A 17,074-nucleotide genomic window follows, 5' to 3' on the forward strand; every position below is an offset into this window, starting at 1 on the left:
AGATCCGCCAGACCCGGTTCTCCGACGCGGTGAACCCACGCTGGGCGAGTTCGTCGGCGATGAACCGATATCCCTCGGTGGGGTCGTCGGCGTGGGCCTCGAGCGCGGCGTTGATCAAATGTGCGTCGTCCCAGTCCCGTTGCGAGACCGGCTCACCGCACCACTGGTAGTAGGCCTGCCGGGAGATGCCCAGCACCCTGCACGTCACCGCGACCGGCACCCTGATCGAGGCGCCGGCCGCGGCCAGGTCATGGACGAGCGGGAACACTATTTTCCCGGCAGATTGCCCTGCGCCAGATACGCCGCCGCTTTACGCAGGACCTCGTTCTCCTGCTCCAGCAACCGGTTGCGCTTGCGTAACTCCCGCAGCTCTGCGGACTCCTCACGTGTGGTCCCGGCGCGCTTACCGTCCTCGACGTCGGCGGCACGCAACCAGTTGGCCAGGCAGGACTCGGAGATCCCGAAATCGGCGGCGACCTGCTTCAACGGAGCCTGGCCACGGCGACCATGTCATCACGGAACTCCTGGGGATAGGGCTTGGGCACGGTGGCATCCTTCCAGGCGAGGCCGAAGCCTCACACATCAGGTGACAACCAAACCCTGGGCAGACCCTGCTGGCGCAGCGCGTTGTCGCGGGTTGACTTTCCACCGGCGTGCCACCTAAGCGAGATCGCCCGCGGCGTCGGCGTCAGTCTCGCCGTAGTGCACAGCGAAGTGAAAGCCGCCGAGGCCAAAGACCAGCACCAGCCCTGAAACGGCGGCGCCCAAAGGGAACCGCGATGAAGGAGAACAACTCCGCCATCGCAAGACGCCCTGGGTGCCCGCCGGTGTGCCCGAGCTGCGACTGCTGCACCCCGCGACTATCCATAATCGCGCGAAACAACGAAACGTGTTCGCCCGCCTGCGTTTGCCCGGCCTCGACGAGTCCGGTCGGCTGGCCGGCCTGCGATGCTAAGCTTCGATCACGAGGCGGAGTTCCTGAGGAGGAAGACCATGAGCCAGCGCTGGCGGCGTTCCAAGGTCGCGCGCCGGATCTCCTTCGTCGGGGCATGCGTGTGCATGTTCCTTGCCATATTGACCAGCCGCTTAGCATTGGCCGACAGCTTTACCGCGCAATTCCCGTGGGCCGGACACTGGGTCACCTCCGTCGTGCTCGTCATAGTCTCGTTCTCTCTCGGCTTCTTCTACTTCGGTCGCCAGAACAGCGACACCGAGTAGTCCGTTCCGGCTGAGCACACGCGCAGCCGCACCAGAACCAACCGCCAGCCGTCGGCCAGCGTGTCATCGCGGAGGATCTCATCCAGCGCAGTGCGCACCCTGTCCCGCTCGAAAAGTCATCGCTGCAGCTCAGGCTGCGTATCGGTACTCATTGATCACACCGCCGAGAACACGGGTGCGGAGAAGTTGCCAGGCGTCGAGGCTGTGGACGGGAGCTGGTTGTTCCTGGCGTGCGGCAGGCAGTTGACCGCGACCTTGGTGTGGCCGATGCTCATTGAAGTGCCGTTGATGCTCGGCCAGTACGCGGCGAGCATGGTTCTCGCTCAGGATGAGGGTGTGGTCGAGAACCTCGCGGCGGCTGCTGCCGATGGCTCTTTCGCAGTGTGCGTTCGTCTTGGGTGCCCGGGGAGGCGACTTCAAGATCTCCATGTCCTCGGCTTCGAAGACCGCGTCGAAGGCGTTGGTGTACTTCGCGTCGCGGTCACGGAGCAGGAAGCGCAGCGACTGGACGCGCACTCCCAGGCCAGCGGTCACGTTGCGAGCCTGCTGGGTCACCCAGTCTGAGGTCGGGCGAGCGGTGACGCCGGCGATGTGCAGTCGGCGGGTGGCGTGAGGAATACCAGGGTGTAGAGGCGTTGGCCAAGGGCGGTGTCCAGGTGCATGAAGTCGCATGCGATCAAGCCTTGGGCCTGGGCGTTGAGGAACTGCTTCCCCGTGGGGCCATTTCGCCGCGGGGCCGGGTCAAACCCTGCCGCGGTGAGGATCTCCCAGATGGTGGATGCTGCGATCGAGTGGCCAAGTCCGGCCAGTTCACCCTGGATCCGGCGATGTCCCCAGCGGGGATTCTCCTGGGCCAGGCGCATCACCAGCCTCTTGATCGCATTGTGGGTCGGTGGCCTCCCGGTCTTGCCTCGGCGGTGGATGTAGTCCCACTTCTTGGCGATCAGCTTGCGGTGCCAGTTCAGCAGTGTGCCCGGTGTGACGGCGAAGACCTGTGCCCAGCGGGGCCGGGGTATCAGGGACGACAGTGCTGCGAGCCAGAGCCGGTCGGCTGGCTCGTAGCGGACACGGCCCTGGAGTTGGCGGCGCAGCACCGCATTCTCGTGCCGCAGCACCAGAAGCTCTGCTCGGCAGGTTCGCCATGCCGACCCGCGCGCGCTCGACGTCGACCGCGCGGGGCTGCTCGTGGACGCGGAAGATCCCGGCGGTGAAGCGGAAGGCGCTGGCCTGCCCGGAGCGGATGCGCAGTACGAGTTCGTGCAGTTCGGCGCGCACGGTCGAGGGAACGGTGCTGCTGTTGATCATCGAAACCTCCGCGCGCAACCGGTCGGCGACGTCCATGCGCATGGTGATGACGGCACCGCCGCGCCTGCGCAGCACATTCCGGTGGTGCTCGACGATGTCGGCGGTTTGCTGCCCAGGCGAGTAGGGCAGGGACAGCGCCTCGACGCCTAGCGCGGAGGCGACTTCGTCGACGATCTCCCGGTCGAAGGTGTCGATGCTGACCGGGGTGTCCAGCGGGAACTCGGCGCGCATCCGCCCGAACGCCAGCGCCAGGTCCAACGCGGACGGCTGCGGAACCGCGACCACCATGGACTCCGGCAGCAGGTCGCGGGCGAGCTCGAACGGCAGCAGGCCCAGCAGGATGCCGTCCATCCGGGGCTCGGCGAGCAGTTCCCGCACGCGGTCGCCGATCTGCGACTGCTGCTGGTAGACGGCCCATCGCACGGTTGCACCGGTGACGGTGCGGGCGGCTTGTTTGAAGATCTCGAGGCGACGCGCATGCACCACGACGCCGATCACCAAGCTCATGCCGCCACCTGTGTTCGGCTCGACGGTCGATCAACACCAGCATGCGTGAACCGCGCACCGCCAGTCAACGCCGCGCCGACGGGCCCGGTCAGCCGGGTTCGCCGCGGCGCTTGCGGTGCGCGACCCAGGCGAAGTCGACGGCGGCGATCGCGGCCAGCACCGCCAGCACCCAGCCCAGCTCGCCCGCCTCCTTGATCGCGAGGGAAGGTGGGAAAGCCGGAGAGCTTTGGACAACGCGATCGGCGGGCCGGGGCGGCTACCGCAGCGTCGACTTCGCCAGCATCAGCAGCACCGACGCCGACCAGCTGAAGTTGCTGGAGTTCAGTCGGGTCCCGACGAGCGGGTCGTAGTTCTCCCCGATCGGCTCGTCGCCGAGGAGCCCGTCGGCCCGCCGGACCAGCGCGGTCGCGGCCCGCCTTGCGTCCGGCTGGTAGCCGTGGTCGGTCAGCCCGCTGATGGCGAAGTACGTCTGGTCCAGCCAGTTAGGTCCGCGCCAGTAGGCCGTCTGGTCGAACCCGGGTGCCGACACCGAGACCGTCGGGAACGGTAGGTAGGTGCCGAATGCGTCCGGGTCGAGCAGCGCCCGCCGCACGCCGGCCGCCTGCGGCGGTGACGCCACGCCCGCCCACAGCGGTATCGCCCCCTCGATGCCCATGCCGCGCTCCGCCAGTGGCCGCTTCGTTGCGACGTTGACGTCGTAGTAGTAGCCGCTGGCCGGGTCAAAAGCATGCTCGCGCAGCCAGGCCGCGACGCGCTCGGACTGCGCGCCGAACCGCACCGCGTCCTCCGGCCTGCCCAGCGCGGTCGCGATCCGGGCGAGGTACCGCTCGTCGGCGGCGAGGTAGGCATTGAGGTCGACGGACTCCTGGTCCAACGAGTACCCGATCACCCGGCCGGTTGGGTCGGTGTTGGTCAGGACACCAGAGCGGTCGAACCGGGGCGCGTTGTCCATACCGCTCTCCCACGCGGCGGCCTGCCGGATGTCGGCGGGCGTGGCGTTCTGCGGGTCCGCGGTGGCCCCGTACTCGGCGATGCCGTTGTGGTCGTGGTCGCGGGTGCGGTACCACCAGTCGTGGAAGGCCACGAGCTTCGGGTACAGCTCGGCCAGGAAGCGCAAGTCGCCGTTGCGCTGGAAGACCTCCCAGACGGCCCACCCCGCCAGCGGCGGTTTGCTGTTGCGCTCGTTCCAGTTTCCGCCGCCGTCCGCGGGAGCGTTGTAGAAGACGCAGTCCGGAACCATGCCCGCGTCCTGCGGGCGCGCCGAGTCTGCGGTGACCTGGTGGTCGAAGGCAGAGCGGATGGTGGACTCGGCCAGCGCCGGGTCGAACTGGGCGACCCCGACCGCCGTCTTCCACGAGTCCCAGGCCCAGAAACCACCGGCGAACCACTTGTAGGTCAGAGACGGCGTGATCCCGTCGGAGGCCAGTTTCCCGGCCGGGCTGCGCCAGTTGGTGACGAGGGTTTCCACGCTCTTCACCGCCAGCCCGGCGTATTCGGTCGGCACCCCAGACAGCGCCGAGCCGAGGTAGCGCCGCCAGCGCTGCCGGACCTCGTCCGCGGCCTGCTGCGGCTGGTGCAGCGCCCGGTCGACCATCGGCTGCTGGGCGGTCCGTTCCGCGGCGGTGAAGGTGTAGGTCTCGGTCCAGGCCAGGTCGCGGGTGCCGCCAGCGGGCAGGGACAGCGGGGTGCGCAGCGCGGTCGAGTAGGAGCTGCCGGTGACGGTGGTGGTCACCGGTTCGGCGTGGCGCACCTCGAATCGTTCCTCACCGCTGGTCATGAAGTTCCAGGTGTCCCGGACCCGGGCGAAGTCGACGGCGACCCCGCGGCCGGTCGCGGCCAGCGCGAGCGCGTCGCGCACCGTGGCCCTGGCCGGGGTGAGCAGGCTGCCGTCCCAACCGACCTCCAGCCGGCGCGGCCGGTCGCTCCGAAGCCGGGCTTGCACCAGCGCGGTGCGGTTGCTGGTGAACTGCAACCGCAGCGTCAGGTGCACGCCGTCGACGTCGTAGCTCTGCTCCAGCGCGCCGGGGTAGGACACCAGCTGAGGGTGTGGGTCGGCGCCGAGGTCGACCGGCTGGCCGGTGTCGGCGTCGCGCAGCCGGATGCGGGTGAACTCGCTGCTCAGGTACCAGGGATATTCCTGGGCGAGGTACAGCGGACCGGTGAAGCCGCCGGCGAGCCGGCGGTCGCCCGGGGTGGGCAGCCCGTAGCCGTGCCAGGCACCGGCGTCGGAGAAGGCGTTCAGCGGGTTGAACTCGGGCGGCTCCGCGCTGGTGGGGGTGCCGTGCAGGTCCAGCACATCCGGCCAGGCGCTCGGTTCAGCCGGCGGCGGGGACGGCGGCCCGCCCCGGTCGGCCGCGGCGACGTCGGCGGACACCAGTCCGGTGCCGAGCAGCACCGCAGCGGCCAGGCAGGCCAATCTCCGGACGACCCTCATACCCACCCCTCTTCCGTCCTGGTGCCTGGTCGGTCGACCGCACCATCCATCCTCAGTGGACTTCTTCCGTCCGAAGTGGACGGCGCAGCACCGCCGCGCCCCGGGCGGGCAGCTCGATCTCGGACCCCGACGGCCGCCCGGTCAGCAGGTCCACCCCGGCCGGGCGCAGCTGCGCGACCGTCACCGGCTCGGTGTTGTGGTTGAGCAGGAACAGGTACTCGGCGTCGACGCCGAGCCGGCGGACCGCCTCCACCCCGCGCGGCGTCCTCCCGCGAGTGACGTTCGCCGCGTCGAGGCAGTCGCCGAGCAGGACGTCCAGCCCGGGGGAGTCCAGCCCGCAGCCGACGTACCAGGCCGTCCCGCCGCCCCGGTGGTTTCGGGTGATCGCGGGTACGCTCGCCAGCTCGCCGTCGGCGTATCGGGCGACCGGATCCGCGGTGCCCGCCTCGACCCACTCCGCCCAGGTCGTGGCGTGCCGGTAGCGGTCCGGGTCGGCGTCGTCGGCGGCGGCCAGCCGGGTTACCGCCCCGTCGGCCAGCGGCCACCACTCGTCGACGGCGATCCCGAGCAGGTCTTCGAGCGGGCCGGGGGCCCCGCCGTGGTGCACCCGGTCGTCCCGGTCCACCACGCCGCTGAACGGTCCCACCACGAGGTGCCCGCCGCCGTCGACGTACCGGGCCAGCCAGTGCGCGGTGTCCGGCTCGCACAGGTACAGGTTCGGCGCCAGGACCAGCCGCACCCCGGTCAGGTCCGCGCCGGGCGGCACGAACCGCACCGGCAGGTTCCGCTTGTACAGCGGCTCGTACCAGGCGCGCACGATGTCCAGCCACCGCATCCGGCTGCTGGGGTGCTCGTCCAGTTCCAGCGCCCACCAGTTGTGCCAGTCCAGCACCACCGCCACCTCGGTCGGCACTCTGCTGTCGGCCACCTCGGCGAGCCGTTGCAGGTCCGCCCCGAGCCGCGTGGTTTGCGCCCAGCCCCGGCTCGACGTCCCGCGGTGAGGTAGGAGCGCGCTGTGGAACTTCTCCGCACCGGCGATGGACGCCCGCCACTGGAAGAACAGCACGCCGTCCGCGCCCCGGGCCACCGTTTGCAGGCTCCACAACCGGGACAGCTCGGCGGACTTCGGCACGTTGACCGGACGCCAGCTGACTGCGGACGCCGCGTGCTCCATCAGCAGCCAGGGGGCGCCGTGTCGCAGCGAGCGCATCAGGTCGTAGTTCATCGCCGCGTGGACGTGCGCCTGCGGGTCGGCCGGATCGGGGTAGGCGTCGTCGGAGACCACGTCCTCCTCGGCGGCCATCGCCCAGTAGTCGAGGCTGCGGAACATGCTCATGAAGTTCGTCGTCACCGGCACCGCCCCGGAATACCGGTCTAGCACGGATTTCTCCGTCCGGTAGCACTCCAGCAGCGCATCCGAGCTGAACCGCTGCCAGTCCAGCTGCTGGGTCGGATTCCCCGGGCCGGGCGCGGTGCGCGGCGGCTCGATGTGCGACCAGTCGGAGTAGTGCTGGCTCCAGAAAGCCGTGCCCCAAGCCGAGTTCAAGGCGTCCAGGGTGCGGTACCGGCGCCGCAGCCAGGACCGGAAGTCCGCAGCGGAGACCGGGCAGAAGCACTCGGTCACGTGGTCGCCGTACTCGTTGTGGATGTGCCACATCGCCACCGCCGGGTGGTCGTGGTAGCGGTCCGCCAGCCGCTCGACGAGGCGCGCGGCGGCCTGCCGGAACACCGGCGAGCTCGGGCAGTAGTGCTGGCGGCTGCCGAACTCCAGGCGGACGCCCTCCGCGGTCACCGGCAGCACCTCCGGGTAGCGGCGGACCAGCCACGCCGGGGGAGACGCGGTCGCCGTCGCCAGGTCGACCGCGATGCCGTGCTCGTGCAGCACGTCCAGCAACCGGTCCAGCCAGTCGAAGGTGTAGGTCCCCTCGGCCGGTTCCAGCCTGGACCAGCCGAACACGCCGACCGTTACCAGGTTGACACCGGCCGCGCGCATCAGCGCGGCGTCCTCCGGCCACATCTCCTCCGGCCACTGCTCGGCGTTGTAGTCGCCGCCGAACAGCAGGCCAGGAACCCTGGTCATGCTCACTGCTTCACCGCCCCGCCGAGAAGTCCGGACACGAATTGCCGCTGGAAAGCCACGAACACGACGACGAGCGGCAGCGTCGCCAGGAAGGAGCCGAGCATCAGCCCGGCGTAGTCCACGCGGGTCAGCCCGATCATGGTGTTCAGCGCGACCGGGATCGTCCGCTTGTCCGGGGTCTGCAACACCAGCAACGGCCAGATGAAGGCGTTCCACTGGGTCATGAAGGTGTAGATGACCAGGGCACCCAGCTGCGGTCGGGACACCGGCAGCACGATCCGGTAGAAGATGCGCAGGTCGCCGGCACCGTCCAGACGGGCGGACTCGATCAGCTCGTCCGGAAAGTCCACAAAGGACTGCCGCATCAGGAAGATGCCGAACGCGTTGGCCAGGAACGGCAGGATGGCCGCCTGGTAGCTGTTGATCCAGCCGACGCTGGCCATCATCTGGAACAGCGGGACCAGCAGCACCTGGGACGGGATCATGATGGTGACCAGCAGTATTCCGAGCAGCATCCGGCGCCCGCGGAAGCGGTATTTGGCCAGGCCGTACCCGCACAGCGCGCTCACCGCGGAACTGCCGATGGTGTAGAGCACCGCGATCAGCAGGCTGTTGACCACGGCCTGGCCGAACCCGGCCTCGTCCTGCAACGCGCGCAGGTTGGCCATGATCTGGTCGCTGGGCAGCAACGGCGGCGGGGACTCGAAGAGTTCCGCGGTGGTGTGCGTGGCGGCCACCGCCATCCAGTAGAACGGGAAGATGCTGGCCACCGCGCCCACCGCCAGCAGCGCGCAGAGCAGGGTCCGGACCAGCAGTCGGCCCGGTGTCCGTCGATGTGCGGTCCCGGTCATGCCGACCTCCTTCCCAGCACGGCGAACTGGACCGCCGACAGCACGCCGATGAGCACCACGAGCAACCAGGCGATCGCGGCCGCGTAGCCGAAGTCGAGCTGTTGGAAGCCGACCCGGTAGAGGTAGAGCACCGGGGTCAGCGTCGCGTTGTCCGGCCCGCCCTTGGTGAGCACGAAGTTCTCGTCGAACAGCTGGAGCGTGCCGATGGTCGAGGTGACCGTGCAGAACAGGATCACGGGTTTGAGCTGGGGGAGCACCACGCGGAGGAAGGTGGTCGCCGTGCCGGCCCCGTCGATCGCGGCGGCCTCGTACTGCTCGCGGGGCACCGCCTGCAGGCCGGCGAGCAGGATCACCAGGTTGTAGCCCGTCCAGCGCCAGGTGATCGAGCCGATCAGGGCCACCTTCGCCCATGTCGGGTCGTTCAGCCAGTCCACCGGCGGCAGGTGCAGCCAGCCCAGCAACTGGTTGACCACGCCGCCGTCGGTGGTCAGCAGGACGCGGAACACCACGGCGTAGGCGACCAGCGTGGTCACCGCGGGCAGGAAGAACACCACCCGCCACGAGGTGCGGAACCGCAGCCAGGACTGGTTGAGCACCTGCGCGAGTACCAAGGCCAGCCCGATCATCACCGGCACCTGCACGAGCAGGATCAACCCGGCGTTGGCCAGCGCGGTGCCCACCTGCGGATCGGCGAGCATCCGCCGGTACTGGGCGAGCCCCACCCAGCCGGTCTCGCCGTCGCGCCGGCCCAGGAAGCTCTGCAGCAGGCTGGCCAGCAGCGGATAGGCGAAGAACAGGGCGAACAGCGCTATTGCGGGGGCGGTGAACACCCAGCCGAACCCCGGCCGTCCTGCCCGGAATCGGCCGATCGCGCGCCGGCGCTCCTTGGTTCTCGCGGGCTTGGTCGGCATCGCGACCTCGCTAGTCATGGGCGAGCTCCCTACCGGTCGCGTTGGCGATCTGCCGCGCGGTGTCGCGCAGTGCCTGAGCCGGGTCTTTCCCGTTCAGTAGCACCCCGGCGACCATGTTGTTCACCAGGTCGCTGGCCCGGCTGGAATCCGTGGTGTAGACGAACGGCGGCGCGTGCCCGACCATGTCGGCGAACAGCCGGTAGACCGGCTGGTTCCCGAAGTACGGTTGCGGTTCGTCGAAGAACGGGTCGGACAGCGCGGGCAGATAGGACGGGAACAGACCTTGCTGCCGCATCGTCTCGACCGCGTTGCTTCTGCTGGCCAGTGCGAAGTGGACGAACGCCCAGGCTGCGGTCGGGTTCGCGGCCTGGCTCGGGATCGCCAGTGTTGAGCCGCCGCTGTTGGACGTGGTGGGGCCGCCGAGGTCGAACGCCGGCAGCGGGAGGACGCCGAACTTTCCGGCCAGCTCGGGCATCTCGGAGGTCAGGGTGCCGGTCCACCAGACGGCGGTCGGCGCGGTGGCCGCCGTCCCGGACTTGGTCGCCGACACCAGGCCGTCCCAGCCCTTCTCGTTGTCGATCAGGTCGGCGTCCTGCATGTCCTTGAGCAGCCGCAGCGCCCTCAGCGCCTCCGGGCTGTCCAGCGCCACCCGGCCGTCCGGGGTGAAGTACGAGGCGCCCTGCTGTTGCAGCAGCATCGGGAACATGCTGGTTTCGTTGGTGATGTCGTCGACGAGCAGCTTCTTCCCGGTGGTCGCCTTGATCTGCTTCCCGGCGTCGAGCAGCTGTTGCCAGGTGATCAGCGAGGCCGGGTCGACACCCGCCGTGGCGAGGTAGTCCCGGCGGTAGAACAACCCGACCGGCCCGGAGTCCCAGGGCAGGCTGTAGAGGCGGTCGTGGCCGTCGGTCGACGACTGCCACTTGGTCGGGTCGAAGTCCTGCTGCTCGCCCTTCGCGGCCGGGGCCAGGTCGACGAACCCGTGCGGGAAGGTGCCGAAGTAGCCAGCCATGTGGTCGGTGCCGACGGTCACCACGTCCGGCAGCCCGGAGCCGGACTGCAACCCGACGGAGATCTTGTCGTAGGCGTTGTCGTACCCGATGTCCACAATGGTCACCGTGACCTTCGGGTACTTCTTCCGGAACTCCGGCACCAGCGCCTGCAACCCCTCCGCGGCCACGTCCCAGGACCACACGGTGACGTTCCCGGAGACCGAGTCGGGGGCGTCGACGACGCCGACGAGCTGCTGTCCGTTGCTGGCCAGCGGGGCCATGTCGGCACCGCCGATGGCGCATCCGCCGACCAGGGGCAAACCCGCCAGCAGCGCGACTGCCCGCCGCAGTCGCGAGCGGCGTCTGGTTGTCCGCATATCCGTCTCCTGTCCCGCGAGGCCGGACGTGCCCGGGCACGACTGCCTCCGCTACCGGGTTCTGGGCACGCCGAGGTTCAGCGCAGGGTGATCGAGCGCGGGGCCGGATGCGGTCCTGCACGCCGTGGGATGCCTGTCGGGGCGTACGCCGCCGCGTCACCCGCTGCGGTTGACCAGTTCGCTGAGCAGCACCTGGGCCCGGACGTGGGCCATGGCCGGGATGCGTTGCAGCCGAAGGACGATCTCCGCCAGGGGGTCGGTGTCCCGCGCGTGGATCGGGGTGAGTGCGTCGGCGTTGCCAGCGGTGGTCCATGCCCGCACGATTTCCTCCTGCGCAGTCAGCGAATCGGTCAACTCGTCACCGGAGGTTCCTGGCACCGCCAAGACTCCGGGCAGGGCCAGCAACTCCGGCCCAACGCCCGTCGATCGATCTGTTGGGTGTGCCCACGGATCACTCCCGACGCCTCGAGCCGCGCGATGCGACGTTTGACAGAGGATGCCGCGACCCCGGAAACCTGCGCAAGGAGTTCGAACCAGGTCAGGGTGCAAGCACGCAATTCCTGCAAGATTCCGCGATCAATCGCTTCCACACGCCGGAAACTTGCACGAGGCGCGTCGCCCGCACGCGATCTCCGATGTTTGCCATACCGGCCACGGGGGAATAAGGAGGGGACGGATGCTCCGTCATCCGACCGTTGTCCGAAGGCGGATGTCATGACGCAGGGAAAGCAGACACCACGGGAACATTCCTCCGAACCGGCTGAGGGACCGCTGCAGCAAGCAGACACCAGGAAACCGACTCCTGGTGAGCAGAAGGCTTCCGCTGCGGAGGCCGAACTGCGGCGCCATGCCGATACCGCAACAGAAGGCGAATGATCCTTGCGCGGGTTATGGGACGCTGCGCAGCACCGCCGCCGCAGCGGTGGATCGTGATGTCCTGGTCAGCCGACGGGTTCTCGTTCCAGCAGGGCCGGGTGGCCGCTCGTTCCGCTGGGCACGGGGTAGTAGCCGTGGTGGGTGGTGGGGTCCACGGTGACGACGTGCGCGTTGTCGGCGAGATGGCCCGAGCCCCTCACTTCCAGCTCGTGGTTGTGCTGGGCCAGCACAGTCAGCCAGCCGCTTTCTGCTGCCACGTACAGCCAGTGCGCGCTCGGGTCGTAGGCGAGGACGTCGGGTTGGTGGCCGATCGGAGCGGTCGCGACGATCGCTGCGGTGTCGATGTCGACGGTCAGCAGCTCGTCGTTGCCGTCGCAGGCCACGAACGCGAGTCGTTGCGGTGGGGCCAGCGCCAGCCCGTGGTCGTGGTCGCAGCCGTGCAGCGGGATCGTTCTGGTGACGGTGAGCTTGGTGGGGTCGATGACGGCCAGCTCGTCGTGGGCTTGGACGTCCACCAGCATCTGATCTGCGACCGGGTCGTATGCGACGTTGCCGACCTCCCCGCCCAGAGCGACGGTACCCGTGAGGTGCCGCTGGAGGCGTCGATGACGGTCTCCGAACCACCGCGTTCGTCGGTGGTCCACACGGCGTTCCTGCGCGGGTCGAACGCCAAGCTGTCAGGATACGCCCCGGTCGGGGTCTGGTTGATCACCTGACCGGTTTCCTCGTCGATCGTGACCATCGCGTTGCTGCCGGTTGCCGTGGCGTACACCCGGTGAAACGCAGGAACGACGAGCACACCGTGCACTTGCGGCACGTTCGGGATCACACGCACCACGCGGTCAGGAACTGCCGCCAGGTTGTGTCGGTGCATCGGGTCGGTGCTGGAGGGATTCGCACTCGTTTGAGAACGCGGCGGATCGTCGAGGCACCCACTCGATAGCCGAGCTTGAGCAGCTCCCCCTGGATCCTCATGTATCCCCAGGTGTGATTTTCCCTGGCCATACGTTGGATCAACGCAGAAATGGTCTCGTCGAGGGGCGGCCGTCCGGTGCGGTTCGGGTACGTCCACTTCCTGGCTACCAGGCGACGATGCCAGCGCAGGACCGTACCTGGGGTAATCGCTGCTGCGGGATGCCGGTGTCGATTGCTCACCGGTGCCTATCCCGCTTTCGCCTCGGCCGAGGTGGTCGTACTCGACAAACTGACCTACGCCGGCGACTTGCGCAATCTCGATCCGGTCAGCGGCGATGGCAGGCTTCGGTTCGTCGAGGGCGACATCTGCGACACCAGCCTGGTGGCGCGGCTGCTGCCGGGAGTCGACCTGGTCGTGCACTTCGCTGCGGAGTCCCATGTGGACAAGTCGATCACCGGATCGGCGGAGTTCGTCCGCGCCAACGTACTCGGGACGCACTCCGTGCTCCAGGCCGCACTGGACGCCCGGGTCGACAAGCTCGTCCACGTGTCGATGGACGAGGTCTACGGCAGCATCGCGGAGGGAAGCTGTTCGGAGGACGAGCCATTGCTGCCGAACTCGCCCTACGCGGCGGCCAAGGCGTCCGCGGATCTGCTCGCCCGTTCGTTCCATCGCACGTACGGCCTGCCGGTGTGCGTGACCCGGGGTTCGAACACCTACGGCCCGTACCAGTTCCCGGAGAAGATCATCCCGCTGTTCGTGACAAATCTCCACTCAGGACAACAGGTGCCCCTGTACGGCGACGGATCCACTGCACGAGAGGTCCTACGAACGCCGAGCAGCGGGCGGTGTCGAACACGGCCGGGTTAGGGATTTGACCACTGCACCGGTGCGAGGTGCAGCCCGCCTTCTCCCCAGCCGGCACTGGTGATCGAGGTGTTTCCGTCGAATTCGGTGATGATCTCGGAGGCGTGGGCGTTGATGTGACCGGCCGGACTGTCCACTGTGAAGTGGAATGGGTTCGTGCTGGAGTAGACCCGAGTGTCCTTGTAGCCGGGGTCGCAGCACACGAACAGGTACCAGCCATCCGGGCGTCGCACGACGAACGGGGATTCGGTGGGACCTCCGACGGTGCCCGAGGCCGGGTGCTCGAAAGCGACGCGCTTCCCGCTCCAGTGCACCAGGTCCAGGCTGGTCCGGTAGGCCACCTGGTGGTTTCCACCGGTAGGAGCGCTGGTCGCGGTGTAGTACATGACCCACTGGGCGCCGATTCTGGTGACCATGGGGTCTCTGGCGTCGAATCCGTCGGTGAACAGTGGGTTGGCCGCGCTGCGGGTCCAGGTCCGCAGGTCGGTGGAGGTCGCGAGGTGGATGCGGTAGGCCGTGTGGTCGGGGGTGCCCGCCGCGTAGAACATGCGGTAAACGCCGTTGGCGAAGACCACGTGCGGCGCCCAGATGTGGCTCTCACCGGCGGCCGGATCCGCGGTCAACGCGAACGGCTGCTTCGTCCAGGGGCCTCGCGGCGAGGGGGCCGTGGCATGCCCGAAATGCCTCTCGTCCAGGGGATCGGCCGGTTCGGCGTGGGTGATGGCATACACGTGCCACACACCGGTGGCCGCGTCCTGGACCATCGTGTGGTCGTTGTAGTACCACTGCTCGGTCTCGCCGACCGACGGGTCGTAGACGTGGACGAACTCGCCCGCTGACACCGAATCGGTCGCCGAAGCAGACGCGGCGCTGACCGTGCCCGTCATCTGGGTCACGACGAGCAGGGCGACCACAGAGCGGAACAATCTTCTACCGGACGCACTGATCATCATCGACCCCTGCCTATCCCGGCCGTTTTCATCTCGCCCGAAGCGGCGTGTCATTTCGGTATAGCGGATGCCCGATTCTACCGATATCCGCGAATCGGGTACTTCGCATCGGCAGCCGACGGCGTGGGTGCCACTTCCGGGGCTCACTCGGTCGGTCGGTCGGTCTTCATCCGCTCGAACTCGCGCCGGGAAGGTGGTGTGCGGTCCGGATGACGTGCGCGCAGGTGATCGACGTAGCGCTGGTAGTCGTTCTCGCCGACCACTTCGCGGACATACCAGATCGCCCTGTGCGCGGCTCGGCGCAGCGCCCCGGCCACTCGCCGGCCGGGGCGTGCAGCGCGGTCGGTGCCGGTCAAGCCGATCCCACCCGCTCGGTTCCGGTCGACTCGTACTCCTTCCAGCGCTTTTCGAGTGCCTTCTCCTCGACTGTGGTGATCAGCCCGGCTGGTTCGAACACCTTCGACGGTTCGGCGGGGTGTTCGGTGTCGTTGATCGCGCCGCTGCGGATCAGTGCTATCGAGCGCCGCGCAGCGTCGACGAGCACGATCACGATCAGAACCGCGAAGACGATGGACAGCGTGCCTTGCACGAACGTGTTGTACACGACCTGTTCCATCTGCTCGACGTTCTTGGCCTGGCCCATCGACGTCTTCCCGGCGGCCAGCGCATCCCGATACGCGTTGTGCTGCGCCCAGTAACCGATTGACGGAGTGGTGCTGAAGATCTTCTGCCAGCTCGCGGTGAGGGTGACCACTGCGTCCCACACCAGCGGTATGCCCGGGACCCACGCCCAGCGCACGCGACCGGTCTTGCACATGATCGTCACGCACACCGCCAGCGCGACGGCGGCCAGCAGCTGGTTGGCGATGCCGAACAGCGGGAACAACGTGTTGATTCCACCGAGCGGGTCGGTGACGCCCATCAGCAGGATCGATCCCCACGCCGCGACGATCAGCGCGCTCGTCACGATCGAACCGGTCTTCCACGACGTGTCGCGGAACTTCGGGATCAGGTTGCCGAGGGTGTCCTGCAGCATGAACCGACCGACGCGGGTACCGGCGTCCACAGTGGTCAGGATGAACAATGCCTCGAACATGATCGCGAAGTGGTACCAGAACGCCTTCAGCGCGGCACCGCCGAACACTGCGCCGAGGATCTCCGAGATGCCCACCGCCAGCGTCGGCGCACCGCCGGTGCGCGACACCAAGGTCTTCTCCTCGACGGCCGCGGCGGCCTGGCCCAGCGTCTCGGGCGTGATGGACACCCCGGGCAGACCCAGTCCGTTGACGAAGACGGCTGCGCCTTGCGCGGTGCCACCGGTCGACGTGGCCGCGGAGTTCATCGCGAAGTACAGCCCTTGGTCGATCACGCTCGCCGCGACCAGGGCCATGATCGCCACGAACGACTCGGTGAGCATGGCGCCGTAGCCGATCAGCCGGACCTGCCGCTCCTTCGTAACCAGCTTCGGCGTGGTGCCCGAGGCGATCAGCGCGTGGAAACCGGAGAGCGCACCGCAGGCGATCGTGATGAACACGAACGGGAACAGCGAACCGGAGAAAGCCGGACCCTTGCCGTTGAACGCGAACTCGGTGAAGGCGGGCATCACCGTGCTCGGCAGCGTGATCAGGATGCCGACCGCCAGCAGCGCGATCGTGCCGACCTTCATGAAGGTCGACAGGTAGTCGCGCGGGGCGAGGAGCATCCACACGGGCAGCACGGAGGCGAGGAAACCGTAAATGATCAGGCACCAGACCAGCGCGACCTCGCTGAGCGTGAACGCGCCGGCCAGCGGAGAGGCGGCCACCCAGCCGCCCGCGACGATGGCCAGCACCAGCAGCGCGCAACCGATGACGCTGATCTCGATGATCCGGCCCGGCCGCAGATAGCGCAGGTAGAACCCCATGAACAGGGCGATCGGGATGGTCATCGCGATGGAGAACACGCCCCACGGCGACTTGGCCAGCGCGTTGACCACCACCAGCGCCAGCACCGCCAGCAGGATGATCATGATCGCGAGTACGGCGATCAGGGCGGCCACACCGCCGATCGGCCCGATCTCGTCGCGCGCCATCTGGCCCAGGGAACGGCCGTTGCGACGCATCGAGAAGAACAGCACCAGCAGGTCCTGCACCGCGCCGGCGAAGATGACGCCGACGATGATCCAGATCGTGCCGGGCAAGTAGCCCATCTGCGCCGCCAGTACCGGGCCGACGAGCGGACCTGCACCGGCGATCGCGGCGAAGTGGTGCCCGTAGAGCACCCGGCGGTCGGTGCGGTGGAAGTCGAGGCCGTTCTCCAGGCGCTCAGCGGGGGTGGCGCGCTTGTCGTCGGCTCGCAACACCTTCGTGACGATGAACCGGGCGTAGAACCGGTATGCGATGGCGTAAGAGGCGAGTGCGGCGAAGACGAACCACACCGCGTTCACCGGTTCGTCGCGGGAGACCGCCAAGATCGACCACGCCACGGCACCGATCAGCGCGATCGCGATCCAGATCGCGATCCGCACGGGGGTCCAGTGCGGCTTGTCGTCCGCCTCGACCGGCGGGGTGTCGGCCGCGGTCATGCCGCAGTTGCTTTCATGCGTGCTCCTCCGTCGGAGTGCTTGACGTGCGTTCTGAGGCACACCGCGACCGCGGGGCGTCGATCAACTCGTACGTCCTGCGATGTGGGAACGGCCCTGGTTTTTCGCTGTTCGCTGGGGTTCACTACCGCAGCGTTCGTACACCTCCCGCGTTTTTCGTCCTCACCCAACAGTTGTCGGTGCAGACCGGATGGTTTACCGGCAACCGAAAC

Annotated in this window: 15 protein-coding genes and 2 pseudogenes; 2 read left to right on the top strand and 15 right to left on the bottom strand. The window is 68.2% G+C overall.

Annotated features, from left to right (window positions below; all coding sequences use genetic code 11):
- Nucleotides 1-545, bottom strand: a pseudogene (locus ACWCO2_RS32845) (IS3 family transposase); the annotation flags it as partial.
- Nucleotides 546-993: 448 nt separating this feature from the next.
- Here ACWCO2_RS32845 and ACWCO2_RS32850 point away from each other — a divergent pair.
- The gene (locus ACWCO2_RS32850; RefSeq protein WP_450131686.1) at nt 994-1,218 is read left to right on the top strand and encodes a hypothetical protein; all 225 of its coding nucleotides are present in this window, start codon (nt 994-996) and stop codon (nt 1,216-1,218) included.
- 129 nt (nt 1,219-1,347) lie between these two features.
- Here ACWCO2_RS32850 and ACWCO2_RS32855 read toward each other — a convergent pair whose 3' ends face one another.
- The 11 genes from ACWCO2_RS32855 to ACWCO2_RS32905 all read right to left on the bottom strand — a co-directional run bounded on the left by ACWCO2_RS32855 (nt 1,348) and on the right by ACWCO2_RS32905 (nt 12,553).
- Nucleotides 1,348-1,752: an integrase core domain-containing protein gene (locus ACWCO2_RS32855; protein WP_450131687.1), complete on the bottom strand. Its 405-nt coding sequence runs from the start codon at nt 1,750-1,752 to the stop codon at nt 1,348-1,350.
- 276 nt (nt 1,753-2,028) lie between these two features.
- Nucleotides 2,029-3,030, bottom strand: a complete 1,002-nt coding sequence (locus ACWCO2_RS32860) for a hypothetical protein (RefSeq protein ID WP_450131688.1) — start codon at nt 3,028-3,030, stop codon at nt 2,029-2,031.
- Nucleotides 3,031-3,286: 256 nt separating this feature from the next.
- Nucleotides 3,287-5,464, bottom strand: a complete 2,178-nt coding sequence (locus ACWCO2_RS32865; RefSeq protein ID WP_450131689.1) for an MGH1-like glycoside hydrolase domain-containing protein — start codon at nt 5,462-5,464, stop codon at nt 3,287-3,289.
- 52 nt (nt 5,465-5,516) lie between these two features.
- The gene (locus tag ACWCO2_RS32870; protein WP_450131690.1) at nt 5,517-7,544 is read right to left on the bottom strand and encodes a beta-galactosidase; all 2,028 of its coding nucleotides are present in this window, start codon (nt 7,542-7,544) and stop codon (nt 5,517-5,519) included.
- A gap of 2 nt (nt 7,545-7,546) precedes the next feature.
- Entirely contained in the window at nt 7,547-8,395 is an 849-nt protein-coding gene (locus ACWCO2_RS32875; protein ID WP_450131691.1) for a carbohydrate ABC transporter permease, read from the bottom strand.
- Nucleotides 8,392-9,324 carry a carbohydrate ABC transporter permease gene (locus ACWCO2_RS32880; RefSeq protein ID WP_450131692.1) on the bottom strand — a complete coding sequence of 311 codons (933 nt, stop codon included), beginning with the start codon at nt 9,322-9,324 and terminating at the stop codon, nt 8,392-8,394. Before ACWCO2_RS32880 ends, ACWCO2_RS32875 begins: the two co-directional genes overlap by 4 nt.
- Nucleotides 9,317-10,672 carry an ABC transporter substrate-binding protein gene (locus ACWCO2_RS32885; protein WP_450131693.1) on the bottom strand — a complete coding sequence of 452 codons (1,356 nt, stop codon included), beginning with the start codon at nt 10,670-10,672 and terminating at the stop codon, nt 9,317-9,319. The genes ACWCO2_RS32880 and ACWCO2_RS32885 overlap by 8 nt, the downstream gene beginning before the upstream one ends.
- Nucleotides 10,673-10,828: 156 nt before the next feature.
- Complete coding sequence (locus ACWCO2_RS32890) at nt 10,829-11,050, bottom strand: Lrp/AsnC ligand binding domain-containing protein (protein WP_450131694.1); 222 nt, start codon at nt 11,048-11,050, stop codon at nt 10,829-10,831.
- Nucleotides 11,023-11,388: an Lrp/AsnC family transcriptional regulator gene (locus ACWCO2_RS32895; RefSeq protein WP_450131695.1), complete on the bottom strand. Its 366-nt coding sequence runs from the start codon at nt 11,386-11,388 to the stop codon at nt 11,023-11,025. Before ACWCO2_RS32895 ends, ACWCO2_RS32890 begins: the two co-directional genes overlap by 28 nt.
- 225 nt (nt 11,389-11,613) lie before the next feature.
- Entirely contained in the window at nt 11,614-12,069 is a 456-nt protein-coding gene (locus ACWCO2_RS32900) for a YncE family protein (protein WP_450131696.1), read from the bottom strand.
- Nucleotides 12,070-12,373: 304 nt separating this feature from the next.
- Nucleotides 12,374-12,553, bottom strand: a complete 180-nt coding sequence (locus tag ACWCO2_RS32905; RefSeq protein ID WP_450131697.1) for a hypothetical protein — start codon at nt 12,551-12,553, stop codon at nt 12,374-12,376.
- A 115-nt stretch (nt 12,554-12,668) separates the two neighbouring features.
- On the opposite strand from ACWCO2_RS32905, the pseudogene ACWCO2_RS32910 reads away from it, so the two are divergent.
- A pseudogene (locus ACWCO2_RS32910) lies at nt 12,669-13,292 on the top strand (dTDP-glucose 4,6-dehydratase); the annotation flags it as partial.
- A 38-nt stretch (nt 13,293-13,330) separates the two neighbouring features.
- Here ACWCO2_RS32910 and ACWCO2_RS32915 read toward each other — a convergent pair.
- From ACWCO2_RS32915 to ACWCO2_RS32925, 3 genes are all read right to left on the bottom strand, one after another.
- Nucleotides 13,331-14,284 (bottom strand): glycosyl hydrolase family 32, encoded by a 954-nt coding sequence (locus tag ACWCO2_RS32915; RefSeq protein ID WP_450131698.1) that lies wholly within the window; start codon nt 14,282-14,284, stop codon nt 13,331-13,333.
- A 140-nt stretch (nt 14,285-14,424) separates the two neighbouring features.
- Nucleotides 14,425-14,637 (bottom strand): CstA-like transporter-associated (seleno)protein, encoded by a 213-nt coding sequence (locus ACWCO2_RS32920; RefSeq protein WP_450131699.1) that lies wholly within the window; start codon nt 14,635-14,637, stop codon nt 14,425-14,427.
- Nucleotides 14,634-16,844: a carbon starvation CstA family protein gene (locus ACWCO2_RS32925; protein ID WP_450131700.1), complete on the bottom strand. Its 2,211-nt coding sequence runs from the start codon at nt 16,842-16,844 to the stop codon at nt 14,634-14,636. Before ACWCO2_RS32925 ends, ACWCO2_RS32920 begins: the two co-directional genes overlap by 4 nt.
- Between the last annotated feature and the right edge of the window lie 230 nt (nt 16,845-17,074).

Source organism: Saccharopolyspora sp. NPDC002376, assembly GCF_053593195.1.